Here is a 25,847-nt window from a genome sequence, read left to right as displayed (position 1 = left end):
GAGCGCCATGGACTCGAATTCGTCAGGTTCGTCCGGCATGGTGGCAGGCAGCGGCGCGATCGCGTGGATGGCGAAGAACCCGGTCGCCGCCAACCTGCTGATGATCCTCCTGATCGTCGGCGGCCTGCTGATGGCCGGGCGCGTCAAGCAGGAGGTGTTCCCCGAGACCGAGCTCGACATGGTCTCGATCACCGTGCCGTACCCCGGCGCCAGCCCGGCCGAGGTCGAGCAGGGCATCGTCCTCGCGGTCGAGGAGGCGGTCCGGGGCATCGACGGGGTCAAGCGCGTGGTCGCGACCGCGTCGGAGGGCTCGGCGCGCATCAACGCGGAGCTGACGATCGACGCCGACGACGAGAAGGTGCTCGCCGACGTGAAGAGCGCGGTCGACCGCATCACGTCGCTGCCGAAGGACGCCGAGCGCCCGGTCGTCAGCCTGGTCACGAATCGCTCCGAGGTGATCTCGATGGTCGTCTACGGCGCGCAGGACCTGCGGGTGCTGCGCAAGATCGCCGAGCAGGCCCGCGACGTCTATCTCTCCGACCCGCGGATCACCCAGGCCGACCTCGCCGGCGCGCCGAAGAAAGAGATCTCGATCGAGGTCCCGCGCGAGCAGCTGCGGGTGCACAACCTGACGCTCGAGCAGATCGCCCAGAAGGTCAGCCAGACGTCGCTGCAGCTGCCCGGCGGCGGGGTCAAGACGGCCACCGGCGAGGTCCTGGTCCGCACCGACGAGCGCCGCGAGGACGAGCGCGGGTTCTCCGAGATCCCGGTGGTCACCGGCCCCGCCGGCACCGAGGTCCGCCTCGGCGACATCGCCCGCGTGCGCGAGACGTTCGCCGAGACCGACGAGTCGGCCAGCTTCGGCGGCATGTCGGCGGTGATGATCCGCGTGTACCGGATCGGCTCGCAGAAGCCGCTCGCGGTCGCCGAGGCGGTGCGCGAGCTGACGGCCAAGTTCGAGGCCCAGCTGCCCGAGGGCGTGAAGATCGCCCAGTGGCAGGACATGTCCGAGATCTACGCCCAGCGCATGGACCTGCTGATGCGCAACGCGCAGACCGGGCTCATCCTGGTGGTGCTGTGCCTGAGTTTGTTCCTCGAGATCCGCGTCGCGCTGTGGGTCGCGTGGGGCATCCCGACGTCGTTCCTCGGCGCGCTGTTCCTGATGCCGATGCTCGGGGTGTCGGTGAACATGATCTCGCTGTTCGCCTTCATCGTCGTGCTCGGCATGGTCGTCGACGACGCGATCGTGGTCGGCGAGAACATCTTCGAGCGGGCCCAGCGCGGCGAGTCGTACATCGACGCGGCGATCGCCGGCTCGCGCGAGGTCGGCATCCCGGTGGTGTTCTCGGTGCTCACCACGGTCGCCGCGTTCACGCCGCTGTTCTTCCTGCCCGGGTTCATGGGCAAGTTCATGAGCGTGATCCCGGTCATCGTGATCTCGGTCCTGCTGTTCTCGCTGGTCGAGTCGCTGTTCATCCTGCCGGCGCACCTCGGCCACCTCAGCAGGCCTCAGGGCGGGATCTACGGCGCGATCTTCAGGTTCCAGCAGCGCTTCGTGGTCGGCCTCGACCGCTTCATCGAGAAGGTCTACGCGCCGATCGCCCGCGCGGCGCTGCGGTTCCGCTACTTCACCCTGACGCTCGGCTTCGCCACGCTGGTGCTGACGCTGACCTACGTCGCGTCGGGCCTGATCGGGTTCCGCTTCCTGCCCGGCATCGAGGGCGACGTCGTCACCGCCGCGGTCGAGCTGCCGTACGGCTCGTCGGTCGAGCAGACCCGCCGCGTGCAGGAGCGGCTGGTCCGCACCGCCCAGGAGGTGGTGAAGGAGTACGGCGGCGACCCGGTGCTGCGCGGGCTGTTCGCCCAGGTCGGCTCGCGCGGGCCGGTGATGGGCCCCGGCGGCGGCAGCGGGGGCTCGGGCGGGCACGTCGCCAACGTCCGCGTGTTCTTCGTCCCCAGCGACCTGCGCGACTTCAAGACCGGCGACTTCGCGGCCGAGTGGCGCAAACGCGTCGGGCCGGTGCCCGAGGCCAAGACGATCAACTTCAGCGCCAACATGGGCCCGAGCGCCGGCAAGCCGGTCGACGTCGAGCTCAGCCACGCCGACGAGGACGTGCTCGAGCGGGCGGCCGACGAGGTCACCGCGGTGCTGCGCGGCTACGCCGGCGTGCACGACGTCGAGAACGGGGTCGCGCTCGGCAAGCCGCAGCTCGACCTGACGCTGACGCCCGAGGCGCGCACGCTCGGGCTGACGTCGACGGACATCGCCCGCCAGGTCCGCGGGGCGTTCTACGGCGCCGAGGCGCTGCGCCAGCAGGACGGCCGCGACGAGGTGCGGGTGATCGCCCGCCTGCCGCTCGAGGAGCGGCGCAGCGAGCACGACATCGAGGAGCTGCTGATCCGCACGCCTCAGGGCGGCGAGGTGCCGCTCCACGAGGCGGCGGTGATCGAGCGCGGCCGCAGCTGGCCGTCGATCGAGCGCGCCGACGGCAAGCGCATCGTCCACGTCACCGCCGAGCTGCGCGAGGGCGAGGCCACGCCGGGGATGGTCAACGGCAAGCTGAAGGCCGAGCTGCTCGACGGGCTGCCGGACAAGTACCCCGGCCTGTCGTGGCAGATGGGCGGCGAGAACCGCGAGCAGGCCGAGTCGTTCGGCAGCCTGAAGACCGGCGCGCTGATGGCCCTGCTGGCGATCTACGCCCTGCTGGCGATCCCGTTCCGCAGCTACGTGCAGCCGCTCATCGTCATGGCGGCGATCCCGTTCGGCCTGGTCGGGGCGATCGGCGGCCACATCCTGCTCGGCTACGAGCTGAGCATGATGAGCATGATGGGCATGGTGGCGCTGTCCGGCGTGGTCGTGAACGACTCCCTGGTGCTCATCGACGCGACCAACGAGTTCCGCCGCACCCGCGCCCTCAGCCACTTCGACGCGGTCGTCGCCGCCGGCGTGCGCCGGTTCCGGCCGATCCTGCTGACGTCGGTCACGACCTTCTTCGGCCTCATGCCGATGATCCTGGAGCCGTCGGTGCAGGCCCGCTTCCTCATCCCGATGGCGATCAGCCTCGGCTTCGGCGTGATGTTCGCGACCGCGATCACGCTGATCCTCGTGCCCGCGCTGTACCTCGCGGTCGAGGACCTGCGCCGGGGCCTGCGCGCGTGGTGGGACCTGGTGAAGGGCAAAAAGCCCCCGCCGCCGCGCGCCCCCGAGTCGCTCGAGAACTACCCGCTCGACGTGTGAATCAGCGGCGGTTGGCCGACGCGGGGCGGGTCAGCAGCTGCGCCGCCGCGTCGGGCGTGACCGGGTCGCGCCCTTCGAGGATGGCCTCGACGTCGCGCAGGCGGTCCTGGCCCCACACCAGCTCGCCGCGGACGAGGAAGCTCGGCACGCCGAACACGCCGCGGGCGATCGCCTGCTCGGTCTCGGCGACGAGGGCGGCCTTGATGTCCGGATCTCCGGCGCGGGCGACCAGGGCGGCGCCGGGCAGGCCGGCGCGGTCGAGGGCGGCGACGAGGACGGCCGGATCGCCGAGCTCGGCGCCCTCGCCCCAGCCGGCGCGGGCGATCGCGGTGGTCGCCGCGGCCCGCTGCTCCGGCGGCGCGGCGAGGATGGCCCGCTGCGCGGTGAGGGGATTGAACGGGTGCGACGCGGGCCCGCGGAGCGGCACGCCCTGCTCGGCGGCGCGGCGCAGGATGTCCTTGAACATGAACACCCGCTTGCTCGGGATCTCGGCCGGGCCGAGTTGCCCCCAGTGCTTGAGCAGCCCGGCGAACAGGATCGGTCGATGGACGATCTCGAGGTCCGGATGACGCGAACGCAGCCCGGGCAGCAGGGTGTCGGCGAGGTACACGTAAGGCGAGATGACGTCGAAGAAGAACTCGATCGTGTCGGCCATGCCTTGAGGTTAGCAATTGAGAATGCGTCGTGGAGCCCCCGCGCGCAGCGAATGCGGACGTCGCGGCGGCCTGCTCCGCAGGCCGCGAAAACGGTTGCGCGGCCCGCCGCAGGCTTCAGGCGCCGCTCACGGTGTGGTATCGGGCAAAAATGCGGATTGCCTCCTTCATCTTCATCAGCACCGTGAGTTTGTTCGGCTGCGGGACGGTACCCGACATCACCGGGACCGACACCGACACGGGCACGGGCACGGGCACCGACACCGATACCGGCACCGGCACGGAGACGAGCGCCGGCACCAATCCTTCGAGCACGAACGGCGGGAGCTGCGTGCCCGGCCAGAGCATCGCGTGTACCTGCACCGACGGCGCGAGCGGGGCGCAGGTGTGTAATCAGAGCGGCACGGCCTACGGCGAGTGCGAGTGCGAGGGCGGCGGGTCGAACTCCGAGAGCGATTCGACGCCGACGACCGGGCCCGACCCGACGACCGATCCGGGCACGAGCACCGATCCGGGCACGAGCACCGACCCGGGCCCGGGCACCGATCCGGGCACGAGCACGGACACGTCGACCGGCACCACCGAGCCCGACACGACCACCGGCGAGCCGGCGTGCGAGGATCCGGGGCCGGAGCCGAACGAGGACGAGGACGGCGCGGTCGACCTGGAGAATCAGGGCTGCATGGACGAGGCGCAGACGATCAACGGCGTGCTCGACGGCGACGCCGACGTCGACTGGTTCCAGTACCACGGCCAGTGGGGCGGCTTCTGCGGCTTCGGCGACCCCGAGGCCGCGCACACGCTGACCGCCGGCGACGCGGTGCGGCTGTGCGTGTTCGTCGATTGCGACATGGGCACGCCGGCGTTCGAGTGCCCCGACGGCGCCGCGCAGGAGGACTCGCCCGGCGGTCGCCCCGGCTGCTGCGGCGACGGCGACGTGACCTTCAGCGTCAACTGCATGGGCGGCGAGGAGAACGCCCAGATCTACGTCCGCCTCGACCAGGCGCCGGCCGGCACGTGCGTCGACTATGAAGTCGAGTACAGCTATTCGGGCGGCTGAAACTCGTTGCATCGGGCCCGGCCCGCGGTCCGCGAATCTTCCGTGGGCCGCCCGAGGTCGACGCGGCCGTCGCCGCACGAATGCGCTCGTGAGCGGTCCGCTGCTGTGATACTCGAGAGAGCATGCGGATCTCTCCCCTCGTCCTTCTTGCTGCGCTGACGGCCGCGGCGTGCAACGCCGACCCGCTGCCGAACCTCACCGACGGCGCGAGCGAAACCGGCACCGGGACCGCCACCGGCGCCGATACCGACACGTCGACGACGGCGACCCCGACCACGACGCAGGGCGACAACCTGTGCGTGCCGGGGTCGAGCGCCGGGTGTACCTGCCCGAACGGGAACATGGGCTCGCAGGAGTGCAACGCCGACGGCAACAGCTACGGGCCGTGCGAGTGCGAGGGCGGCGGCTCGAACTCCAACGGCGACGGGACGCTGGGGCCGACCTCGACGACCACGGACGGCGTGACGACGACGACGGAGGGGACGACGACGACGGAGGGGACGACGACGGAAGGGACGAGCACGACCAGCACGTCGACCGGCGAGGACACGACCACCGAGGGGGTGACCTGCGACGACCCGGGGCCGGAGCCGAACGGCAGCGAGGCCAACGCGATCGACCTCGGCGAGCAGGGCTGCGGGGCGATGCCGCAGACGGTCGAGGGCGTGCTCGACGGCGAGGACGACATCGACTGGTTCTCGTACCACGGGATGTGGAACGCGCTCTGCATCGTCGGCCCGAACACACGCCACACGCTGAGCGCCGGCGACGACGTGCGCCTGTGCGTGTTCGCCGACTGCGACCAGGGCGCCGCCAACATCAACTGCCCGAACGGCACCAGCGAGAGCGATTCGCCGGGCGGCGGCCACCCGGGCTGCTGCGGCGACGGCGACGTCGACTTCAACGTCGACTGCGGGATCCTGAACCCCAACAACGCGCGGGTGTTCATCCGCGTCGACCAGGCCCCGGCCGACGCGTGCGTCGAATACTCGGTCGCGTACGACTACGATGAATGACGAGACCCGCCTGCGCGGCGGCGCGGGCGGGTCTTTCGCGGCGGACGCCGCCGGATCAGTTGCTGATCCGGATGGCGTCGGCGATGACGACGAAGTTACCGCTGGTCCAGCGCGACACCGCGACCTTGTTCCAGCCGGCGGTGAAGTTGAAGGTGCCGACGGCGACCCACTGCTTGCCGCCCGCCTGCTGGTTGACCTTCACGGTGCCGAGGTTCTTGCCCTGGGCGTCGAAGGCGACGATCGGCGCGTCGGGGGCCCGGTTGGCGCCCGCCGTGTACCAGATCTCGACCTTCTTGCTGCCGGCCTTGTTGAGGTAGAACGAGAACTCGGCGGCGTCGCTGATCGGCGAGACCGAGGCGAACAGGTAGTTGCTGCCGTAGAAGCCGGGCGTGGCGGCGGTGGCGGCCCAGTTGGCCGAGGCGTTGAACTTGGCGATCGCGGCGTTGTTGTTGCCGTTGGCGCTGTCGATGATGATCTCGGCCGGGTCGGTGCCCTGCGGCGGCGGATCCTCGGGCTGCGGCGGCGGATCCTCGGGCTCGGGCGGCGGGTCCTGCGGGTCGGGCGGCGGGTCGTTCGGATCCGGCTCCTCCGGCGGCGGGTCCGCGGGCTGGCCGCCGCAAGCGGCGTTGATCTTGTTGAAGTAGGTCGCCCACGGCCAGTTCGGGCCGGGGTCGATGCGGTTGTTGGGCTGCAGCTGGCCGTGCGCGACGACGTGGTACTTGTCGATCGGGATGCCCTGGCGCTTGGTGATGTTGCACACCAGCTTGGCCGACTGCTCGATCAGGTTGGCGTTCCAGTTGGCCTGCTTGGCGAAGCCCGCGTGCTCGATGCCGACGGTGAAGTGGTTGCTGCTGACGCCCTCGAGGTGCGGCTCCTGCCCGCCGTTGAGGCTCTTCTTGTAGGCCGCGGCGATGTGGTAGGCCCGCTTGTCCTCCTTGACGAGCTGGGAGATCTCCGAGCCGTCCTCCTTGACCACGTAGTGGGCGCTGACCTTGGACTGCGGGTTGACGAGCCAGCCCCAGCAGCCCGAGTAGGCGCCCTCGCACGAGTGGATGATCACCATGCGCACCTTGCCGGTGCTGTTGGCGGCGCGGCTGCCGTAGTTCGGCGAGGCGCGGAAGATCGCGCCGGGGTAGTCGGGGTTGGTCGCGAGCACCGGGCCGCCCGTGCCGTCGTAGTTGGGCTCGACGGTCGGCTCGGGCTGGATCTCCGAGATCACGTTGCCGTCGTTGTCGGTGACGACGAGGCCGTTCTTGATGATGCCGTAGACATCGTAGTGGATGTAGGCGATGGCGGCGGCCTTGTCGCCGATGTCGGCCAGGGCGGCGATCGACGGGGCCCACGCGCCGAGGTCCTCGCGGTCGATGCCCTCGGCGTCGGCCATGTCCCGAAGGACAGCTGCGGCGGCGCGGATGTTGGTCTCGCGGTCGGTCTTGATCTCCTCGACCTCGACGCCGAGCAGCTGGGCCCCGCGCTCGAGGTTGACGCCGCGCAGCGCCATGGTGCCGAAAGCGGCGTCGCGGCCGTCGAACTCGACCTGGCCCTCGACCATCTCCCAGCGCGACTCGACGAAGCCGACGGCCTTGAGGATCGAGACCGGGACGCCGAACTCCTCCGAGGCGCGGATGAACTCGCCGTCGATGCCCTCGAGGTACTCGCCCGGATCGCTCTCCGGCGGGTCGACCGGATCGGGCACGTCGATGCCCTGATTGCCGGTGTCTTCCCCTTCGCGCCCGCCGTCTTCGCCTTCACAGGCGACCGCGAGCAGAGGGAGTATCATGAGGGTGCGTGTACAGACGGTCCGCAGCATCATCGCCCCTATAGGCCAATGTCTCCGCAAGAACAAGAGGGCGGCGGAGGTCCGAAGGCCACGCAAGCCGCGGGGGCGGTAGTCCACGTCACACTCTTCGCAGGCCTTCGCGGGTGATTACGAATGCAGAGGCCCGCAGGGCAAACCCGCGAGCGCGACGCCGGCTAGCGCTGTTTTGTCGGTTTCGGCCACGCACGCACGCGCAGCTCCACGCCGAAGCTCATCTCGACGCCGCCCAGGCTGAAGATTCGCGGCTCGCCAAAGCGGACGCGTACGGCGTTGCCGGTCGGGGTCGCGCTGGCGGCCACCTCGGCGAACACACCGAGGTCCAGCCGACGATGGATGGCGTAGGTCGGGGCGATACGGATGTGCCCGCCGAGGAGCGGCGCCGGATCGGTCGATTCACCGAAGCGGACACGACGACCCGCGCGAATCACGAACCATGGTTCGATCGACAGGTTCGCGGTCGCGCGCAGCTCGAACCGGCCGCGAGTCAGCCACGCGCCCGCCCCGAGGCTGACGCGCACGCGCGCGAGCCCGAAGCGCTCTTCACGATTCTCCGGATCCATGCCGACGACGGAGTGCCCAGCGGCGCGCACGCCCGCGGTGACCAGCCAGACCCTCCGGCCGCGGAGATCGACGCGGACCTCTCCGCCGCCGCCCCGCACGCCGGGGTCGGGGCGAAGGCCGAACAGCGAACCGCCGGCGAGGCCGAGGGTGAGGACAGGCCGCCTGTCCTCCGGGACATGTGAGACAGGGGCGGGGGCGGGCGGCTCGACGAGGTCGTCGTCGGCTGTCGCAGAGGACATGTCCCTGGGTGCAGGATCGGGCGCGGGCGGGACCGGGACGGCCTGCGCGGCGGCGGGGTCGACGGCGGGCGGCTCGGCACGAGCGTCGGCGGGCTCTTGAGATATGTCCTCGAGGACCTGTCCCGAAGGCGCTGCGGCGAGCGCAGGGCTGGCGGCCCGCTCGGGCAGCGGGGCGAGGGCGTCGCCGGCGATGGCGGCCAGCATCGAGGCGCACAGGCGGGCGGCGTCCCGCGGGCCGCCGCCGGGGCCGCGCCGGACGAACACGCGGCCGTCGCGGAGGATGACGGTGACGGCGAGCTCGCCGGCCCGCAGCTCGACGTCGACGAAGGTGTGGTCGGGGTCGACGCTGGCGACGTCGCGCAGCAGGACCACGTCGGCGCCGCCGGAGCGCGGCCGCAAGGCGCCGGCGAGGGCCCGCTCGTCGAGGCCGCGCGCGCGTACGACGAGGGTGGGGGCGCGCGCGGCCGCGACGGGCGACGCCGAGGTGTCGCCCGGGGCCGGAGCAGGGGCGGCGAGGAGCGCCGCGAGGAGGAGCGCCGCCTGCGTCATGCGAGGGCGGCGGATGTTAGCAGCGCGGCGGGTTCACAGGCACACGCCCATGAGGCACAGCTGGTCGTCGGCGCAGTCGGCGTCGGTGTTGCACGGCGCGGGCCCGCAGTCGGGGTCCTGCGGGACGTTGGGGTCGCACACGTCGTCGGGGCAAAAGACGCCGTCGCACACGCACACGCCGTTTTCGCACGCGCTGCCGGGGCCGCAGTCGGCGTCGGTGTTGCAGACGAAGCCGCAGTCGGGATCGAAGGGCAGCATGGGGTTGCAGAACCCGTCCAAGCACATCGGGTCGACGTTCGGATCGCACTGGTAGCAATCGGGATCGGCGGGGTTCATCGGGTCGCACACGCCGTCCGGGCAGGCGGGGTCGCCTGGATCGCAGCCGCCGCACATCGGGTCTTCGGGGTCGTTGCAGAGGCAGAGGCCGTTGACGCACGCCTGTCCCACGGGGCAGTCGGCGTCGGCGAGGCACTGCCACCAGCAGTCCGGATCCATCGGGTTCATCGGATCGCACCAGTTGTCCGGACAATTGGGGTCGCCCGGCTGGCAGCCGCCGCAGTCCGGATCGGCGGGGACGTCGGGGTCGCACATGCCGTCGGGGCAATTGGGATCGCCCGGGTCGTCGCACTGGCTCTGGCAGTCGGGATCCTCGGGGTTCATCGGGTTGCACAGGCCGTCGCCGCAGTCGGGGTCGCCCATGACGTCGAGGTCGCACCAGCCGTCACCGCCGCCGCAGTTCGGAGCCATCGGATCGGCGCACTGGCAGGCCCCGTCGACGCAGACCTGTCCGACGGGACAGGCGCTGTCGTCGTCGCACCCGTTCGGGCAGTCCGGATCGGCCGGGTCCATCGGATTGCACATCCCGTCGCTGCACCCGGGGAGGTTCGGATCGCAGCCCTGGCAGTCGGGATCGTCGAGGTTCATCGGGTTGCACAGGCCGTCGCCGCAGTCGGGGTCGCCCATGACGTCGAGGTCGCACCAGCCGTCGCCGCCGCCGTTGGGGCAATCGGGGTCGGCGGGGTTCATCGGGTCGCAGACGTTGTCAGGGCAATCGGGACTATCATCGGGGCACGAGGGCTGGCAGTCCGGATCGCCGGGATCCATGCTGCAGACGCCGTCGCTCGGCGGGGTCCAGCAGTCGGGGTCGTTGTCGGCGTTGTCCTGGTCGCACTCGCCGTCCCAACAATCAGGGTCCATGCCCTGGTTGGGGTCGCAGACGGGCTGGTCGCCGCCGGTGTCCTCGTCGAGGCCGGCAGTGTCGCCGCCCTTGATGTCGATCTGGCAGGCGAGGCCGGCGATCAGGGTGAGCGCGAAGACGGGCGATGAAAGGCGCAAGAAGGTACGCATGGGGCTCCTCGGGGCGAAATTTCTTTCAACAGCAAGACGGGCCGTTCAGGCCCGCAGGCGAATTTTTTGTTGGAACGACGAAGACTCTCAACAGTCGGGGTCGGCGGGGTTCATCGGGTCGCAGACGCCGTCGGTGCAATCGGGATCGAGCGGGACCATGGGGTCGCAGAGGCCGTCAGCGCAGTCGGGATCGCCCATGATGTCGGGGTCGCACGTGCCGTCGCTGACGCAGATCGGGTCGTTGGGGTCGCTGCACTGGCAGACACCGTTCACGCACAGGTGATTGGCGGGGCAGTCGGCGTCGGTGTCGCACATGAGACAGTCGGGGTCGCTCGGGTCCATCGGATTGCAAAAATTGTCGCTGCAATCGGGGTCGCCGAAGCGGCACTCGTCCAAACACTCGGGGTCGCCAGGATCGCCGTCGCACCGGCCGTCCATGCAGTCGAGGTCGGTGGGATCGAGCATGAGGTTGCAGAGGCCGTCGTCGCAGTCGAAATCGTCGCCGTCGACGGTGTCGCAGATGCCGTCGTCGCAGTCGCCGTCGCCCATGTTCTGCGGGTTGCAGTCGCCGTCGTGACAGTCGGGATCCATGGGGTTGTCGGCGGGGCACCAGCCGTCGTCGCAGTCGAGGTCGAGCGGGTCGGCGAAGTTGCAGAGATCGTCGTCGCAGTCGGGATCGAGCGGATCGGCGGGATCGCAGGCGCCGTCAGGGAGGACGCCGCAGTCCGGCTCGGCGCAGGTGGTGCTCTCGTCGGTGCCGGTGGTGGGGTCCTCGGGGCCGGTGGTGGTGAGCGGGAGTTCGGTGGTGGTCGGCTGGCCGGTGGTCTGAGGATCGGTGGTGGTGACGGGGGCCGTGGTGAGCTCGCCGGCGCTCTCGAGCTCGAGCACGTAGGTGTCGATGCCGCAGCCGAAGACCAGCGGGAGCGAGGCCAGGAGGCGACGACAGGAGACGATCATGGGACGGCGGCCTCGTCGGCTTCGCGCCGGTAGGCGCCGCCCGGAAAACGCTCGCGGTAGGCGCGCCAGCAGTCGGTGCGCGCGTCGGCGTCGGCGAGCCGACAGAGCCCGGCGCTGGCCTCGTCGGCGAACCGACCGCGCGGAAATTTTAATAAATAGGCCTGCAGGAGCTGGCGGTGGGCGTCGTCGTCACCCCGCCGCCGGGCGAGCAGCCAGCGGTCGGCGAAGGCGTGCTCGACGGCGGAGCGACGACCGCCGATGGCGATCATCTGCCGATAGCGGGCGTCGGCGTCGTCGAGGGCGCCGGCGAGCAGCAAGGCCTCGGCCTCGTCGTCGAGGCGCGCGAGCTCGTCGGCCAGCGAGTCGCCGGCAGGCTTGCGGGTCGATGGGGCAGGTTCGGCGGCGGTGGCATTGCCGGTCGCGGGGACAGGTGCGGCGGGGCGGGCCGCTGCGCCGGACGCAGCGGAGGACGAGGCGGCGGGAGGGTCGTCGGGGCTCGACGGCAGCGGTGCGTCCCGCTCGGCCAGGGCCGGCTGGGCGCCGGCGGAGGGCTGGCCGTCCGGGGCCGGCGAGGGATCGGAGTGTGCATTGGTCAATGTCCGAGAGGACATGTCCTTCGGGTCTGGCGATCGCGGCGCGCGAGGCTCTGACTGGTGCTGGCGCGGGCGGTCGCGCACGGTGTCGTCGGCCTGGGCGCCGGTGAGGTCGCCGCGGGCGGGATCGGCGAGGCGGCGCCAGGCGCTGGCGCCGGCGACGAGCAGCAGCGCGGCGGCGGCGGCGAACACGAACAGCGGGACGCGCGAGCGCGGGCGCGGGAGCGGCGGAGGCGGACGGCGCAGCCGCGCGGCCACGTCGGCGTCGGCGAGGCCGCGCGCGGCGGCGAGGAAGGGGGCGAGGTCGGCGGCGTGAGGATCGACGGCTGGCCGATCGGACATGGCGAGAGGGGCATGTCCGATCGGCGTGGTCCTGCGGGCGGAGCCGGCGACGGGAGCGTGTCCCGAGGGCGCGGCCGTGCGCGCGGCTGGGCGAGCGAGGGTGTCGACCGTGGAATGGCCGGAGCGCTCGGCCGTGCGCGCGGGGGCGGCGTCCGGCCGCGACAGGCCGCTCGCGGCCTGTCCGGCGGGGACGGCCGTGAGCGACGGTGCGGATGGCCGATCGGGCAGGGCGGTGAGCGCGGGGGCGGCTTCCGGCGGGGGCACGGCGTCGGGGGCGAGGCTGTGGGCGCGGGCGAGGACGGCGGCGAAGCTGGGCGGCGGGCGCGTGGCGGCGCGCTCGGCCTCGGCGACGGCGGCGTCGAGGAAGGGGTCGAGGCGGCGCTCGTCGGTCACGGCTCACCTCCCGGGAGCCAGCCCAGGCGGCGCAGCTCGGCGTGGATCTGGGCCCGCGCGCGGCAGACCCTGACGTGGAGGTTGCCGGTCGAGATCCCGAGCAGGGCGGCGGCCTCCTCGCTCGGCAGGCCCTGCAGCTCGCGCACGAGGAAGGCCTCGCGCAGCCGCTCGGGCAGCTCGGCGAGGACGGCGTAGAGGACGCGGCTGCGCTCGCGCTGGAGGTGGGCGTCGTCGGGGCCGACGCCGGCGGGCGGGCAACTGCGGCCCATGGCCTCGAGCCGGGCGTGCGCGGCGGAGGTGTTGCGTTGGCGCCGCCAGTACTTGCGCACGACGTTGAGGGCGACGCCGTGCAGCCAGCCCTGAAAGGAGCGCGCGGGGTCGAAGCGCTCGCGGCTGGCCATGGCCTGGGCGAAGGCCTCCTGCGCGAGCTCCTCGGCGACGCCGGTGTCGCCGGTGTAGTAGCGGAGCTGGCGGAAGACGGCCGGATAACAGAGCTGGTAGAGGTGGGCCCAGGCGCCGACGTCGCCGTCGCAGGCGCGGGTGATGAGCGCGGGCGTCGGGGCGCCGAAGTCACCCGCAGCGGGCTCGACCGCGCGGAGGTGACTGGCCGCCAGACGGGCAGCGCGTGGGCTCGGGACGCTCATGCGAGGGGTTCATGGCGTCTTACCGCGAGCCGCCGCGGCATTACACGCGAGCCGGAGAAAACCGACGGGCGCGAGGGCGCGCATAGCAGCGCGGACGTCGGCGGCGCGCGCGGGCGGTCGGCGGGACCCGCGGGAAGCCGACGGCGAGGCGGCTCCTCCCGGCTGCAGCCGGCGTCTCCGCGAAGGCGGTGCGAGTCGCCTCCGGCTCGCGCGGTCAGCCGGTGTGCAGCGCCTCGCGGCGCCGGAGAATCATCGGATCACGAGCTGGCGCGCTGGTCGAATCGTGGCACCGGCATGTGGCAATAAGGGGTCTTGCGAGTGCGCACATAATAATTCTGGTGGTACTCCTCGGCGGGCCAGAACTTGCCGGCGTCCTCGACCGTGGTGGCGACGGCGTAGCCGTTGGCCTTGAGGCGGGCGATCAGCGAGTCGACGATCGCGCGCTGCTCGGGGTCGGTGACGAACACGGCCGTGCGGTACTGCGGGCCGATGTCGGGGCCCTGGCGATCGACCTCGGTGGGGTCGTGGATCTCGAAGAAGCGCCTCGCCACCGCCTCGTAGCCGATCTGCTGCGGGTCGAAGGTGACGCGCACGGTCTCGGCGTGGCCGGTGACGCCGCTCGAGACCTGCTCGTAGGTCGGGGCCTCGACGGCGCCGCCCATGTAGCCCGACTCGACGTCGAGCACGCCGGGGAGCTGCTCGAGGAAGTGCTCGACCCCCCAGAAGCAGCCGCCGGCGAAGTAGCCGACCTCGATGGCGCCGCTGGCGGTCGGCGTCGGGGCCGGCGCGGACTTCTTGTGGTTGGACTCGGTGGTGCCGCAGGCGGCGGCGAAGGCGAGCAGGCCGATGAACAGTCTTCGCGTGGGGGTGAACATGGCGAGCGCTCCGGGGCTACGCGGCGGGCGGCGCGAGGTTACACGGGCGGGGAGCGCGAAAACGTTCACGGCGATTCAGGCGCCCGCGGCCGCCGGCGCGGGCAAGAGCTCGGCGGTGAGGCTGGCGACGAGCTCGAGGACGGGCGCGACGCGCTCGGGGTCGCGGGCGCGCCAGGCGGCGAGGACGGCGCGCACGGCGGCGGGCTCGTCGGGGCCGGGCGGGCGGTCGAGGAGCAGCGCGCGCAGGGCCAGGGCGGGCGTGGTGCCGGCGTCGGCGGGCCAGCGCGGGCGCGGGAGCTCGTCGCCGCCGGCGTAGCCGAGCTCGGCGCCGAGGCGCCGCAGCAGCGCGCGCAGGGGTTGGCGCAGCTCGACGTCGGGGCGGTCGGCGAGCTGGTCGAGCAGGGCGCCCTCGAGCCACGGATCGTCGGCTGTCCTCGGGGACAGGCTGCGGACGTGGACGGCGGCGCTGCGGATCACCAGCGGCGGCTCGCGCCGGCGCAGGCGCCAGCCGCCGGTGTCGACGCGGGTGAGGGCGATCCGGCCGCGCGCGGCCAGCCCCGCGAGCGCGGCGGCGACGACGAGCTGCGGATCGCCGGTGCGCTGCGCGGCTGCCTCGGAGGACATGTCGGAACAGTCCGGCAATGGCAGAGGCGAGCGGACGGTGCGGACGAGGCCGCCGCGCACGGGGGCGCGGACGCGGACGAACACGTGGCCGGCGGCGCGGTCGTCGTCGCTGCCGGCGGCGTCGCGCAGGTGCCAGCAGCGGCCGCGGTAGTGCTCGGGGATGGCGAGGACGAGGCCGATGCCGAACACCCAGCCGGGGGCGGTGACGATGCCGATGCCGATCGCGCCGGCGATGTGCAGGGGGGACTCCGGCGGCCACCACGGGTACAGCCACCAGAGCAGCGGGCCGATGCTCATCAGCGCGGCGGCGCACAGCACGGTGAACAGGGCCATGCGCAGCAGGTCGCCGAGGCCGTCCCACCACGGCGGACGCAGCCAGGACAGGCGAGGGTCGCGGGCGTGACCGCAGCGGGCCGCGCCGTCCGGGGACCAGGTGCCGCAGGTGGTGCAGAGCGAGAGCTCGCGCTCGGCCATCGCGGGGCATGGTAGCGCACGGCCCGAAGGGCAGCACGGCGTCGGTGAGCTCGCCGGGGCCACGCCGCGGGAGGACACGTCGTCGAGGCGTGCGCGCGTCGCTGCATGCGTCGCCCAGGCAGGCGCTCGTCGCAGGGGCGCGCGGGCGTTCGCGCTTCGCCGCGCGCGGCGGGGCGGTCCATCGCGTCACCGGCGCGATTCCGGGGCGACTGCCGTCGCTGGCCTTGAGTCGCGGGGCGACGGGGCCTACTGTCCTTCGGGTCATGCCGCCGCCGCTCTATTGCGTCACCGACGCGACCGTGCCGGCGACCACGACCGCGCTGCTGGCGGCGGCCTGCGCGGCGCGGGGCGTGAGGTTCGAGGAGGTCGACGTCGGCCGCTTCGACCCGTGCGAGGAGGTCGAGCTGCGGGCCGGCGACCTGCTGTTCCGCCCGGCGGTGTCGTACGCGGCGGTGCGGGTCGAGCAGGCGCTGTTCGCCGAGTCGGTGGCGACGTTCTACGCGAGCGGCGACGCGCTGTGCTTCGACGGGGCCGCGGCGCCGCTGCTGTTCGCGCGCCGCGGCCTGCCGATCCCGCGGACCGTCACGCTGCTGCGCAACGATCGCGCGCAGCAGCGCCGCGCGGTCGAGCTGCTCGGGGGGCTGCCGCTGGTGGTGAAGGTGCCGGGCGGCGAGGGCGGCGTGGGGGTGATGCTGCTCGAGAGCTGGGCCTCGCTGGTGTCGGTGCTCGACCACCTGTTCGCGACCGGGCGCACGCCGCAGCTGATGACGTACGTGCCGGAGGCGATCCACTGGCGGGTGGTGGTGATCGGCGAGCGGGCGGTCGCGGCCTACCGCAACCATCCGTACCCCGACGACTTCCGCAGCGGGCCGTCGAGCGACCCGGCCGACTACGAGGTGCCGACGCCGTCGCCGCTGACGGCGCTGGCGGTGGCGGCGACGCGGGCGATCCGGCGCGAGTTCGCGGGGGTCGACATCCTGGCCCACGCGAGCGGCCGCCTGTACCTGCTCGAGGCCAACTTCCCGTGCTACTTCCCGCAGGCGCAGGTGGTCGGCGGGATCGACGTCGCGGGGGCGATGCTCGCGCATCTGCTGGAGAAGTCGGAGCGGCTCCGAGAGCCTCGATGACCATGTTCCGAAGGACATGTTCCCAGGAGCATGCGCCGAAGAGCATGCTCTTTAGGGCATTCTCTAGTGGACATGTCGTTCGGGTCAGTGTGGGTCGGGGCGTGACTTGGCGGCGTGCTCGCGGGCCCGCAGCTCGACGCGGACGGTGTCGCGCTTGCCGGCCTCCTCGACGGCGGTCGCCTTGAAGGCCTGCTCGGCGGCCTCGCTGCGGGCGGCCCGGGCGGCCCGTTCGCGGGCTTCGAGGGCCAGGGCGGCCTGGCGCTGGTGGAACTGGGCGAGGCGGTCGGCGCGGTGCCGCTCGCGCGCGGCCTCGGCTCGCTGGCGGTCCTGCTCCCGCGTCGGACCGGGGGCCGCGGCGGCGCGGAGGACGGCCTTGTCGTCCTGCTCCTCGCTGCGGCCCTCGGCGATGTCGGCCCGCCAGCGGGCGTCCTGGGCCTGCTGGACCTGCTTGTCGCGCTGCTCGCCGGGCTGCAGGCGGCGCCGGGCGAGGGCGGTGACGAGGGCCTGGTGGGTGGCCTCGTGGGCGGGGCCGAACTCGCCGGCCAGCTTGGCCTGCTGCTCGCGGGCGGACAGCGCGGCGGCGGGGCCGGTGAGGTCGCGGGCGCGGCGGTCGAGGTCGCGCTTGGCGGCCTCCTCCTGGGCGAGCAGCGGCGCGACGGCTCGCTTGCGGTCGGCCTCGCGGGCGGCGGCGAGCCCGGGCGCGAGCTCGACGCGCCGCTTGTCGGCGGCCTCGGAGGGCGAGTCGGGCCGCTTGGCCGCGGCCTCGTAGGCGCCGAGCAGGTCGGCCTCGGCCTTGCCGCGCTCCTCGGCGATGACGACCTGGAACGGCGCGGCGAGGGGCGCAGCGCCGAGCTTGCGGTGCTGCTCGGCCTTGCTCCGGGCCTCCTTCTCGCCGTGCTCGTGCGGCGGGGCGGCGAGGAGGCGGTCGTCGTCGGGCCGGGGCGCGAGCGGGGCGGCGAGCGGGGCGGCGGTCGGGGGGACGAGGCCGGCCGCGGCGGCGCCGACGAGGACGCCGAGGACCTCGCGGCGGGTGCGGCGGCGGACGGCCGCGGGCGGGCTGACGCGGGCGCGGAGGAGGCCGTGATCGGCGAGCTCGTCGAGGGCGCAGAAGATGTCCTCGGGGACAGCCGCGAGCAGGCGCGCGAGCTCGGTCGGGCTGCGCCGGCCGTCGACCAGGTCGAGCAGGCGGGCGGCCAGGCCGAGCAGGACGAGCTCGCCGCGCTCGCGGTGGGTCAAGACGAGCGAGCCGGCCTCACGCGTGGCCGCCCAGCCGTCCAGGGCGAGCTCGGGGCTCATGCGGAGAGGATATCGTCGCGCCGGGGCGCGGAGCAACGCGCTCGTGCGACGGGAGGCTGCGAACGCGGGTGCCGGTGGGACGCGGAGCGACGGACAGTAGACCTGATGGACATGCCTGGAAAGACATGTCCTCCGGGGAATGTCGGCATGGACAGGCGGACAGCGGTCAGGGCGCGAGCCGACTCGCCGTCCGTAGCCCGTACGGACCGCGACGGGCCGGTTCGACCGCGCCCGATCGTGGTTCCGCGCGCGGCCGGCCGCGGCCGCGGCGCTAGTCGGCGCCGGCGGTGCGCGCCAGCTTGTCGTAGTCGCCGCTCGTGATCCACTCGTCGAGGTGCTTGGCGCGGAGGATCGGGAACGGGTGGGTGCGCATGGCGGTGATGAGGAACTTGTAGACCTTGTTGAGGGTCGACTCGTCGGCCTCTTCGTAGGCGCGGATCTGGCGCAGGAACTCGTCCTGGTCCATCTCGGCGTAGAGCTTCTGGGCCCCGCCGGCGAGCTTCATGAACGTGCGGATGGCGACGTCCTTGTCCTGCACGCACAGCAGCGCGGCGCGGTCGGCCGACAGCTCGCTCCGGCGCATCCAGTCGTAGAGCGGCAGCTCGATGCCCTTGCCCAGCAGCGAGCCGAGGCCGAGCGTGGCCTGGCTGAAGATCTCGATCACCGCGGCGATGTTGCGGGCCACCGTGGTGTAGAGCGAGTGCTCGCACTTGACGTGGCCGACCTCGTGCGCCACCGCGAAGAACTGCTCCTGCTCGCCCAGCACGTCGACGAGGCCGGAGGTGAGGACGATGAAGGGCCGCGTGTGGCCGTAGGTGTAGGCGTTGGGCACCGGATCGAGGCTGACGTACATCTCGGGCTCCTCGACCCCGAGGATCGCGCAGCTCCACTTGAGGTAGCGGTACAGCCGCGGGAACATCTTCTCGGTCACGCGCACGTTGTCGGCGATGTTCTCGAGGTAGAGGATCCGCTCGAGCCCGTACTCCATGACCTTGGCGATCAGGCGGTCGAAGCCGGGCACGCGGTGGAGCGCGGCGGTGGCCTTGACGTCCCACGGGTGCATGAAGTCGCGGGCGCCGAGGCCGGGGTAGGTCCGCAGCTTGCGCTGCTTCTTCGCGGCGCCGCCGTTGTTGAGGTTGGGGTCGTTCATGGCGATCGCAGGGCGGTCTCGATGCGCTGGTGCAGCTCGCGGCGCATGGTGGGGGGGATGGCGTGGCCGACGTCCGGCCAAACCTTGAGCCGGGCCGACCAGCCGAGACCTTGCAGGTGATCGACGGCCTGCTCGGTGGGAGCGAGCTTGACGGCCTGATCGACCGCGCCGTGGAGCGCGACGATCGGGGGGGCGGCGGCCGGCTTGTCGCGCGGCCACAGCGGCGGCGGGAGCCAGCCGCCGACCGGGAAGGCGGCCGCGAACAGGTCGGGCGCGCGGACGGCCAGGTAAAACGAGAGCATGCCGCCCTGCGAGAAGCCGGTGACGACCGGCTTGCCGACGGTCGGCCGCGCGGCCACGAGCTCGCGCACGAACGGGACCAGGGCGTCGCCCGCGCGGGCGATGCCGCCGGCCAGGCCGCCGACGTCGGGGCTGCGCGCGCGGATCGGGAACCACGAGTAGCCGCCCTCGGGCAGCGGATCGAGGCCGCGCGGGAGGACGACGCGGACGGCGAGCGGGAGGTCGTCGACCAGGGCCGAGAAGCGCTCGGGGCGATCGCCGAGGCCGTGGATGGCGACCAGCAGCGGCAACCTGGCCTCGGGGTCAGCCTTGCCGGTGACGAGCTCGACGTACTCGATGCCGGCGAGCTCGCGGTAGGCGGTGGCGGGCGCGGGCGGAGCCGGAGCGGGGCCGGGGCGGGCGCGGGGCCGGAGCCGGGGCCGAGGCCGGCGGCGGGGCGCTGGCGGCCGCGGGCGCCACCGGCGGCTCGCAGGCGGCCAGCGCGGCGAGGAGGAGGTGACGGACGCGCAGGCGCAGGGACATCGGCGCGCGTAGCGTGGCACACCGCGCGGGCCCGGTCCAGGGGCGCGCGGCCGGCGGGGCCGCGGCGGCGGACGGCTGACCGAAGGGGCAGGTGCGGAGCGGCGGGCAGGGGGATTGGGGAGCAGCCTGGCCGAAGGGGCAGGTGCCGAACGGACGCCGGGTGGAAGCGGGCTGGCCGGAGGGACATGCGGGCGGGTGAAGTCACCGCCGAGCCGGCGAGGGCGAGCCCGCCCGGCTGCTCGCAAGAGCATGTCCAACAGGTCAGGTGTGGACGAGGAAGTCGATCGTGCCGGTGGCGGCGAACGTCGAGGCTTCGAGCTCGACCTTGCCGCCGCCGCCGGCGAGCGTCAGCATCGCCTCGATCACGGCGAGCTGGCCGACCTGCCACACGCGCCGGCGCAGCGGCTCGGGGACGCGCCGGAAGCGGACGGTGGTCGGGCCGGCGAACAGGACCTCGCAGGTGCCGCAGTTGCGGGCGATGAACTTCTGCGCGTGCGGGTAGGCCCGCAGCAGCTCGACGGGCTCGCGGCCGAAGATGTGGATCACGCCGCGCAGCAGCGGCTGGAACATCGGCATCGCCGGCGCGGCGGTGACCATCTCGGCGGCGACCTCGTAGACGCCCGCCTCGCCGAGGATCGCGGCGACGGCCTCGTAGATCGCGGGGCCCCACGCGCCGGGCAGCCACTGCGTGCGCGAGGCCTCGGCGATCTCGCGCTGGACCTGCGGCCCCAGCCGGCCGCGCACCGCGTCCGCCTCGGGCAGCTCGTCGACGTGCTCGAGCATCATCTTGAGCACGTTGGCCTTGAAGGCCGGCTCCGAGTCGAGCAGCGGTCGCAACGCCCGGGGAACATATCCGTGCGCAGGTCGCCGGTCGAGGCCGGACCGGCGGTCGCGGCGCCACATCGTAGCTCCAGGGATGGAGACGGCTGCTGTCCGAAGGGACATGTTTTTCAACCGCCGAGCAAAGTGGTGCAGCGCGTGGGGGCGGGCGGCCGCCGCCGGTCGACCGCATCCTGCGAGAACACGTGCGGGGCACGAGACCTCCGCGACGGAACCGGGGTTCTCCGCCAGGGCAATGTCATTACATGGCCGAAGGAGCAGGTCATGAGCCGGCGGCGCGCGGAGCTCGTGCGGGCGGGTCGAGCCGGTAGCGAGGCGAGCCGGAGCGGCGCGGACGGACTGGCAGCGTGCGCGGCGCTACGCGGGGGCGCGGGCGAGGCGGCGGAACAGCGGCAGGCGCTCGACGGCGAACAGCGGGGCGAAGGCCAGGCCGAGCAGCGGGTAGGGGAAGAAGATCGCCATGATCGCCCACACGCCGAAGTGGAAGGCCCAGGCCGCCAGCGACCACGCGCGGGCGATCCTGGGGCCGAGCAGGGCGACGGGGGCGAGCAGCTCGAGCAGCAGGCTGGCGGTCGCCAGCGGCGGGAACAGCCAGGCGTGGCCGACCAGCCAGGCGCCGAGCGGCGAGTACCAGTCGCCGAGCAGGTGCTTGCGCAGGTTGTCGTAGGCGATGTAGTTGCGCAGCAGGTCGGACGTGGCCCAGCCGAGGCCGGACAGGCGCAGCTTGGCGACGCCGGCGACGAAGTAGGAGCCGACGGTCAGCAGCGCGAGCAGGCGCAGCGGCCAGCCGTAGCGGGTCGAAGGGACAGGCGGGGCGGCGCCGCGGCGGCGGGCGCGGCGGGCGTCGAGCGACCCGACGTCGGCGGCCCGCGAGCAGCCGAGCGCGAGCACGTGCAGGACGAGCAGGTTCTCGGTGTGGAAGATCATGCCCCAGGCGTTGCGGTAGCTCAGGACCCACAGCAGGACCAGGGCGAACGCGGGGCCGGTGACGCGGAAGGCGAGGCCGACGGCGAAGGCGAGGCCGAGCAGCAGGGCGACGAGGGCCTGGACGATCACCGCGGCGGGCGGGAGCGGGGCGGCCAGGACCGAGACGACGCCGACCGGGCGGAACCCGCCGAGGCCGTGGAGGCCGAGCAGGTTGGGCAGGCGCGCGGCGAGGTAGACGACGGCGAAGCCGCCGACGAGCAGCCGCAGGGCCGCCAGGCGCTCGGGCGGGGCGACCGGGCGGTACCAGCGGTCGACGGCCCGGGCTGCCCGCGAGAGCATGTCGGAGAGCCCATGTCCTTCGGGACCGGTCGTGGGGGACATGTCCTTCATCGCGGGAGCTTGCAGCGGGCCTGCCGCTTGGGCGGAGACAGGGGGGTGGGGTCGCCGGCGAAGTAGCGGAGGGCGTCGTGGCGCTCGGTCAGCAGCTCGACGGCGACGGCCTCGGCGTGCGCCGGGTCGGCGGCGACGCGGCGGGCGATCGCCTTGCACAGGGCGGCGGTGGCCTTCTTGCCGCGGCGGACCGCGTGGCGCAGGGTGACGTCGGCCTGCAGCACCTCGTCGCTGCCGAGCGCGCGCGGCGGGAGGGTGACCTGGGCGCCGTCGGGCAGGACCGCCACCGCGCGGTGGACGGTGAAGACCGCGTCCTTGCGGCCGTGGGCGAACATCGGGAAGCTCGAGAACGGGAACGAGTCGTAGCCGAGCGGGCGCAGCATCGGCGACAGCGACAGGCCGAGCAGCACCAGGCCGACCAGCCACGGCCAGGCGGCCGAATCGGCGGACGCCCGCGAGGACATGTTCGGAGGGGCAGGTGCGACGGCGGGGCTCGCGGGCCGCTCCGTCGATGCCGGGAAGGACATGTCCTCTGGGACATGCGAGGGCGCCGGCTCGCCGAACGGTGGCCGCTCGCGGGCGGCGTGGGCCGTGGGCGTCACAGGGGGCATGTCTGCAGGGACATGGGGGGGCGCCGGCTCGCCGGAGCGCTCGCGGGCGGCAGCGGCAGTGGATGCCCCATGGGACATGTCTTCGGGAACATGCGCAAGTACGACTTCGCGACGCAGGCGCTCGCGGGCGGGTGGCTCGGCGGCGGGCTCCGCGGGGCCGCGCGGGTCGATCATCGCTGCTCCTCGGGCAGCAGGCCGAGCTCGCGGCCGCCGTGGCCGAGAGCGGACCAGGCGTGCTGGGTGTAGTCGATGCGCACGTCGAGCGAGCCGACCGACTCCGACCAGCCGCCGGCGACCTCCTGCTCGCGCGCGCAGGCGAAGCAGTTGGCGTCGGACCACTGCTGCTCGATGAGGAAGGTCAGGACCTGGGTCATCAGCGCCGCGTCCTCGGGGCGCCGCTCGCCGTCGGCGGCGCGGACCGCCATCGCCGCCGCGAGGGCCTCGCCGAAGCCGGCCGACGGGGTGTTGTGCGGCACGAGCACGTTGCCGAACCCGTACGAGCCGACCAGCTCGGGCGCCACGCCGCTCGCCTCGTCCATGATCAGGCGGCGCTTGAAGTCGACGTAGTCGAGGCAGAAGCGCTCGTAGCCGCGGTGGCGGTGGACGCCGAGGGCGGCGCGGGCGGCCAGGCAGTGCCAGTTCTCCTCGAGGAAGAAGAAGCCGTAGAGGCCGTGGTCCCAGTAGTCGTCGGCGAAGTAGTCCATGGCCCGCTGGACGGCGGCCTGGACGTCGGCGTGCGCGGGCAACAGCTCGCTCGGGGCGGCGGCGGTGAGCTGCTCGAGCAGGACCAGGGCGAACACGGCCTGGCCGGCGGCGTAGAGCAGGTCGGGGCCGACGTGGGCCTCGCCGGTGGCGAGGGTGACGCGGGCATGGAAGCCGCCGTCGGGCCGCTGCATGGCCAGGAGGTAGCGGCCGAGCGCGCCGATCAGCTCGTCGTGCTGCGGGCCGGTGCGGTCGCGGCAGGTGAGGAAGGCGATCAGCGGCAGGGCGGTGCTGCCGAGGTCGCCGAGGACCGGGGGCCGACCTTCCTGATAAGACAGGACCGAATAGCCATGTTGCGGGTAGTCCTTGCGCAGGCCGGCGAGCATGGCCAGCGAGCGGCGGGCGGCGGGCACGGCGGCGTCGGTGCCGAGCTCGCACAGCGCGAGGGTGGTGCCGGCCTGGCGCGGGACGGCGAAGCCGCGCCAGGTGACCTTGCCGGTGAACGGGTGCAGGAGGTAGCGGAAGCGGCCGTCGTCGGCCTGGGCGGCGAGGATGTGGGCCTCGGCGCCGGCGACGGAGGCGGCGAGCAGGCCCTCGTCGAGCCGGTCGATCGGGTCGCGCAGGCGCGGCAGCGGGCGCACCCGGCCGGCGCGATCGACGAGCAGGCTGACGGTGGCGAGGCGCGTGAGGCCGTCGACGCCGACGTCGGGCTCGGGGGCCGGGTCGCCCTTGCGCGCCAGCGCCTTGCGCAGGGCCGCCGGGGCGGCGCCGAACCGCAGGTCCTCGATGAACGGCAGCGGGGTGTAGGTGAGGAATTGATTGAGGCCGAGCAGCTGCCACGGCAAAAGGCAGCGCGCGCCGTCGCAGGCGCCGTCGAGACCTGGCCGAAGGAGCAGGGGGAGCGGGCCGGGCAGGCCGTCGCGCAGCGGCTGGGCGCCGCTGACGACGTCGATCTTCATCGGCCCGGGCGCGCCGGCGTCGGCGACCACGGCCCCGATCGCGGCGATCAGCTCGGCGGCGCCGTCGGCCTGCACGCAGCGCGCGGCCGGGCGCAGCTTGCCGGGCTTGCCCTTCTGCGCCGGCTTGTCGGCGACGGGGTAGACGACGAAGGCGGTCGGGCGATCGACGGGGAAGTCGCAGGTGATCGGCCCACGTGTCCACAAGGACAGGTCGGCGTCGGGCCGCGCCTTCACGCGCGGGAGGACGTCCTGGATCGCGGCGGCGAGGCCCGCGGGGTCGCTGTCGATCACGGCGATCGGCTCGGCCGCGGCCGCGGCGGCGGCGCGCCACAGCGAGAAGGTGACGAAGGCGATCAGCACCGCGAGGCCGCCGGTGACGCGGCGGCGCAGGCCGGGGCCGGACCCGAGACCGCCGGTGGCGGCCAGACCCCACACCGCGAACGGCAGGGTGAGGAGGACGAGGACGCCCCACACGGCCGCCAGCGCCGCGAACACGCCCTTGCCGAGGCCGCCGTAGAGCGCGGCGACGTAGGTGCCGGCGCGCGCAGCCGTGAGGGTCTGGATCGCGAGATAGAGCAGGGACAGCGCGGAGCCGATCCTCCAGGCGAGGGCGCGCCGGCGGCTGCCGGCCAGCGCGACCGCGGCGGTGACGGCGTGGGCCAGCGCGAGGGCGGCGGTCATCGCCGCGAACGCGGTCCAGCGCTGCCACGGGAGCACGCTCGCGGCCCACGCGAAGATGCACGCGTGGACGAGCGCGAGGGCGGCGAGCGACCAGCGCGGGACAGGACGGGGCGACGTGGACAGACCCGGCGCGCTCGGGTCCTGGGGCGAGACCATACGAGGCGTGTACCACATGCAGCCGAGGTCCTGCGCCGCCGGTACGCGCCCGCGCGCGCCCGCCGGGGGGTGCATGCGGCGAGGAAGGGTGCTATTGCCGAGGACGGATGGTCGGTCCGGTCGTCGCGTCGGCCCTGGCGCTCGTGGTCGCCGTGTCGCCCCCACTCGCGCAGGGAGCCGCGCAGGACGGTCGCGCGCCGCGCCGCAGCGCCCGGGGGGACGTCGCGGAGATGAAGCTGTCGCCGGACGCGCGGCTGGGGCTCGGGATGGGCCTCGGCCTGGCCGGCGGCCTGACGATGGGGACGGGGATCGGCCTCGCCTTGCGCGATCGCCAGGTGTACCGGGTGTTCGTGCCGGCGCCGAACAACGCCGCGTACGTCGCCGCCGTGACCGCGACCAACACCGGCGCGGGGATGATCGGCGCGGGCCTCGGGCTCGGGGCGAGTGCGCTCACCGCGGGCCTCGGGGCGCGCGACCGGGCGCTGTGGGGCGAGTTCGCGGCCGGGGGGACGCTCGCCATCGCCGGGGTGGCGTGGTACGTCACCGAGTGGCAGCGCGTGCAGAAGATGCTCTACGACGGGGGCAAGGATGACGCGGCGATCGATGCGGGGCCGGTGCGGCGCGAGGCCGCGGCGGCGGCCTTCATCGGCGCCGGGGTCGGCCTGGCCTTCGGGGCAGGTGTGGCGCTGCTGACCCGCTACCTCGTCGCCCGCCGGCTGGTCCGCCCGGGCCGCGCGGCGCTCGGCGGCGGGCCGCTGGGCGCCGGGCTGCTGGCGCGCTTTTAGACCCGCTCCCGACTCGC

21 protein-coding genes are annotated in these 25,847 nt (G+C 73.3%); 5 read left to right on the top strand and 16 right to left on the bottom strand.

Annotated features, from left to right (window positions below):
* Nucleotides 1–7 precede the first annotated feature (7 nt).
* Nucleotides 8–3,238, top strand: a complete 3,231-nt coding sequence (locus tag NAEX_RS06670) for an efflux RND transporter permease subunit (RefSeq protein ID WP_211302361.1) — start codon at nucleotides 8–10, stop codon at nucleotides 3,236–3,238.
* Nucleotide 3,239: 1 nt separating this feature from the next.
* Here the strand turns inward: NAEX_RS06670 and NAEX_RS06665 are convergent, their stop codons facing one another.
* Nucleotides 3,240–3,893, bottom strand: a complete 654-nt coding sequence (locus tag NAEX_RS06665) for a 2-hydroxychromene-2-carboxylate isomerase (protein ID WP_096326677.1) — start codon at nucleotides 3,891–3,893, stop codon at nucleotides 3,240–3,242.
* 149 nt (nucleotides 3,894–4,042) lie between these two features.
* On the opposite strand from NAEX_RS06665, the gene NAEX_RS06660 reads away from it, so the two are divergent.
* Both NAEX_RS06660 and NAEX_RS06655 read left to right on the top strand, forming a co-directional pair.
* Nucleotides 4,043–4,951: a hypothetical protein gene (locus NAEX_RS06660; protein WP_096326676.1), complete on the top strand. Its 909-nt coding sequence runs from the start codon at nucleotides 4,043–4,045 to the stop codon at nucleotides 4,949–4,951.
* 122 nt (nucleotides 4,952–5,073) lie between these two features.
* Complete coding sequence (locus NAEX_RS06655) at nucleotides 5,074–5,967, top strand: hypothetical protein (RefSeq protein WP_096326675.1); 894 nt, start codon at nucleotides 5,074–5,076, stop codon at nucleotides 5,965–5,967.
* A 55-nt stretch (nucleotides 5,968–6,022) separates the two neighbouring features.
* On the opposite strand, the gene NAEX_RS06650 is transcribed toward NAEX_RS06655, so the two are convergent.
* The 8 genes from NAEX_RS06650 to NAEX_RS06610 all read right to left on the bottom strand — a co-directional run bounded on the left by NAEX_RS06650 (nucleotide 6,023) and on the right by NAEX_RS06610 (nucleotide 15,384).
* Nucleotides 6,023–7,747 (bottom strand): golvesin C-terminal-like domain-containing protein, encoded by a 1,725-nt coding sequence (locus NAEX_RS06650; protein WP_170135513.1) that lies wholly within the window; start codon nucleotides 7,745–7,747, stop codon nucleotides 6,023–6,025.
* Between the two features lie 194 nt (nucleotides 7,748–7,941).
* Nucleotides 7,942–9,135 (bottom strand): hypothetical protein, encoded by a 1,194-nt coding sequence (locus NAEX_RS06645; protein ID WP_096326673.1) that lies wholly within the window; start codon nucleotides 9,133–9,135, stop codon nucleotides 7,942–7,944.
* A 33-nt stretch (nucleotides 9,136–9,168) separates the two neighbouring features.
* The gene (locus tag NAEX_RS06640; RefSeq protein WP_096326672.1) at nucleotides 9,169–10,482 is read right to left on the bottom strand and encodes a hypothetical protein; all 1,314 of its coding nucleotides are present in this window, start codon (nucleotides 10,480–10,482) and stop codon (nucleotides 9,169–9,171) included.
* An 87-nt stretch (nucleotides 10,483–10,569) separates the two neighbouring features.
* Nucleotides 10,570–11,439: a hypothetical protein gene (locus NAEX_RS06635; RefSeq protein ID WP_096326671.1), complete on the bottom strand. Its 870-nt coding sequence runs from the start codon at nucleotides 11,437–11,439 to the stop codon at nucleotides 10,570–10,572.
* The gene (locus tag NAEX_RS49760) at nucleotides 11,436–12,767 is read right to left on the bottom strand and encodes a hypothetical protein (protein WP_100793184.1); all 1,332 of its coding nucleotides are present in this window, start codon (nucleotides 12,765–12,767) and stop codon (nucleotides 11,436–11,438) included. The genes NAEX_RS06635 and NAEX_RS49760 overlap by 4 nt, the downstream gene beginning before the upstream one ends.
* Nucleotides 12,764–13,411, bottom strand: coding sequence for an RNA polymerase sigma factor (locus NAEX_RS06620; protein ID WP_096326668.1), 648 nt, complete (start codon nucleotides 13,409–13,411; stop codon nucleotides 12,764–12,766). Before NAEX_RS06620 ends, NAEX_RS49760 begins: the two co-directional genes overlap by 4 nt.
* A 257-nt stretch (nucleotides 13,412–13,668) precedes the next feature.
* Complete coding sequence (msrA, locus tag NAEX_RS06615; protein WP_096326667.1) at nucleotides 13,669–14,286, bottom strand: peptide-methionine (S)-S-oxide reductase MsrA; 618 nt, start codon at nucleotides 14,284–14,286, stop codon at nucleotides 13,669–13,671.
* A 75-nt stretch (nucleotides 14,287–14,361) separates the two neighbouring features.
* Entirely contained in the window at nucleotides 14,362–15,384 is a 1,023-nt protein-coding gene (locus NAEX_RS06610) for a hypothetical protein (protein ID WP_096326666.1), read from the bottom strand.
* A 263-nt stretch (nucleotides 15,385–15,647) separates the two neighbouring features.
* Between NAEX_RS06610 and NAEX_RS06605 the strand changes: the two genes are divergently transcribed.
* The gene (locus NAEX_RS06605; protein WP_096326665.1) at nucleotides 15,648–16,511 is read left to right on the top strand and encodes an ATP-grasp domain-containing protein; all 864 of its coding nucleotides are present in this window, start codon (nucleotides 15,648–15,650) and stop codon (nucleotides 16,509–16,511) included.
* A gap of 84 nt (nucleotides 16,512–16,595) precedes the next feature.
* On the opposite strand, the gene NAEX_RS06600 is transcribed toward NAEX_RS06605, so the two are convergent.
* The 7 genes from NAEX_RS06600 to NAEX_RS06570 all read right to left on the bottom strand — a co-directional run bounded on the left by NAEX_RS06600 (nucleotide 16,596) and on the right by NAEX_RS06570 (nucleotide 25,045).
* Complete coding sequence (locus NAEX_RS06600) at nucleotides 16,596–17,807, bottom strand: hypothetical protein (protein ID WP_096326664.1); 1,212 nt, start codon at nucleotides 17,805–17,807, stop codon at nucleotides 16,596–16,598.
* Nucleotides 17,808–18,078: 271 nt separating this feature from the next.
* On the bottom strand, nucleotides 18,079–18,957 hold the full coding sequence (locus NAEX_RS06595; RefSeq protein WP_096326663.1) for a M48 family metallopeptidase: 879 nt from the start codon (nucleotides 18,955–18,957) through the stop codon (nucleotides 18,079–18,081).
* A complete protein-coding gene (locus NAEX_RS06590; RefSeq protein ID WP_170135512.1) occupies nucleotides 18,954–19,547 on the bottom strand; it encodes an alpha/beta hydrolase in 594 nt (197 codons plus the stop codon). Before NAEX_RS06590 ends, NAEX_RS06595 begins: the two co-directional genes overlap by 4 nt.
* Before the next feature lie 493 nt (nucleotides 19,548–20,040).
* Nucleotides 20,041–20,616, bottom strand: coding sequence for a hypothetical protein (locus NAEX_RS06585; RefSeq protein WP_096326661.1), 576 nt, complete (start codon nucleotides 20,614–20,616; stop codon nucleotides 20,041–20,043).
* 360 nt (nucleotides 20,617–20,976) lie between these two features.
* A complete protein-coding gene (locus tag NAEX_RS06580; RefSeq protein ID WP_245913629.1) occupies nucleotides 20,977–21,927 on the bottom strand; it encodes an HTTM domain-containing protein in 951 nt (316 codons plus the stop codon).
* A gap of 5 nt (nucleotides 21,928–21,932) precedes the next feature.
* The gene (locus tag NAEX_RS06575) at nucleotides 21,933–22,400 is read right to left on the bottom strand and encodes a hypothetical protein (RefSeq protein ID WP_096326659.1); all 468 of its coding nucleotides are present in this window, start codon (nucleotides 22,398–22,400) and stop codon (nucleotides 21,933–21,935) included.
* 317 nt (nucleotides 22,401–22,717) lie between these two features.
* Complete coding sequence (locus NAEX_RS06570; protein ID WP_096326658.1) at nucleotides 22,718–25,045, bottom strand: prenyltransferase/squalene oxidase repeat-containing protein; 2,328 nt, start codon at nucleotides 25,043–25,045, stop codon at nucleotides 22,718–22,720.
* A 230-nt stretch (nucleotides 25,046–25,275) separates the two neighbouring features.
* Here NAEX_RS06570 and NAEX_RS06565 point away from each other — a divergent pair, with 230 nt between their 5' ends.
* Nucleotides 25,276–25,830 (top strand): hypothetical protein, encoded by a 555-nt coding sequence (locus NAEX_RS06565; RefSeq protein ID WP_143140850.1) that lies wholly within the window; start codon nucleotides 25,276–25,278, stop codon nucleotides 25,828–25,830.
* Nucleotides 25,831–25,847: the final 17 nt, after the last annotated feature.

This window comes from Nannocystis exedens, from assembly GCF_002343915.1.
Classification (GTDB): Bacteria; Myxococcota_A; Polyangia; order Nannocystales; family Nannocystaceae; genus Nannocystis; species Nannocystis exedens.
Note: the sequence above shows the minus strand (reverse complement) of the source record. Positions and strands in the feature narration are given on the sequence as shown.

Bases quoted from the DNA above. Each gene is read 5' to 3' on its own strand.
- NAEX_RS06610 (WP_096326666.1), bottom strand. From the start codon at position 15,384: ATGGCCGAGCGCGAGCTCTCGCTCTGCACCACCTGCGGCACCTGGTCC.
- NAEX_RS06665 (WP_096326677.1), bottom strand. From the start codon at position 3,893: ATGGCCGACACGATCGAGTTCTTCTTCGACGTCATCTCGCCTTACGTG.
- NAEX_RS06670 (WP_211302361.1), top strand. From the start codon at position 8: ATGGACTCGAATTCGTCAGGTTCGTCCGGCATGGTGGCAGGCAGCGGC.
- NAEX_RS06605 (WP_096326665.1), top strand. From the start codon at position 15,648: ATGCCGCCGCCGCTCTATTGCGTCACCGACGCGACCGTGCCGGCGACC.
- NAEX_RS06575 (WP_096326659.1), bottom strand. From the start codon at position 22,400: ATGTCCTCGCGGGCGTCCGCCGATTCGGCCGCCTGGCCGTGGCTGGTC.
- NAEX_RS06650 (WP_170135513.1), bottom strand. From the start codon at position 7,747: ATGATACTCCCTCTGCTCGCGGTCGCCTGTGAAGGCGAAGACGGCGGG.
- NAEX_RS06620 (WP_096326668.1), bottom strand. From the start codon at position 13,411: ATGAGCGTCCCGAGCCCACGCGCTGCCCGTCTGGCGGCCAGTCACCTC.
- msrA (WP_096326667.1), bottom strand. From the start codon at position 14,286: ATGTTCACCCCCACGCGAAGACTGTTCATCGGCCTGCTCGCCTTCGCC.
- NAEX_RS06595 (WP_096326663.1), bottom strand. From the start codon at position 18,957: ATGAACGACCCCAACCTCAACAACGGCGGCGCCGCGAAGAAGCAGCGC.
- NAEX_RS06635 (WP_096326671.1), bottom strand. From the start codon at position 11,439: ATGATCGTCTCCTGTCGTCGCCTCCTGGCCTCGCTCCCGCTGGTCTTC.
- NAEX_RS06655 (WP_096326675.1), top strand. From the start codon at position 5,074: ATGCGGATCTCTCCCCTCGTCCTTCTTGCTGCGCTGACGGCCGCGGCG.
- NAEX_RS06660 (WP_096326676.1), top strand. From the start codon at position 4,043: ATGCGGATTGCCTCCTTCATCTTCATCAGCACCGTGAGTTTGTTCGGC.
- NAEX_RS06570 (WP_096326658.1), bottom strand. From the start codon at position 25,045: ATGGTCTCGCCCCAGGACCCGAGCGCGCCGGGTCTGTCCACGTCGCCC.
- NAEX_RS06640 (WP_096326672.1), bottom strand. From the start codon at position 10,482: ATGCGTACCTTCTTGCGCCTTTCATCGCCCGTCTTCGCGCTCACCCTG.
- NAEX_RS06565 (WP_143140850.1), top strand. From the start codon at position 25,276: ATGAAGCTGTCGCCGGACGCGCGGCTGGGGCTCGGGATGGGCCTCGGC.
- NAEX_RS06580 (WP_245913629.1), bottom strand. From the start codon at position 21,927: ATGTCCCCCACGACCGGTCCCGAAGGACATGGGCTCTCCGACATGCTC.
- NAEX_RS06645 (WP_096326673.1), bottom strand. From the start codon at position 9,135: ATGACGCAGGCGGCGCTCCTCCTCGCGGCGCTCCTCGCCGCCCCTGCT.
- NAEX_RS06600 (WP_096326664.1), bottom strand. From the start codon at position 17,807: ATGAGCCCCGAGCTCGCCCTGGACGGCTGGGCGGCCACGCGTGAGGCC.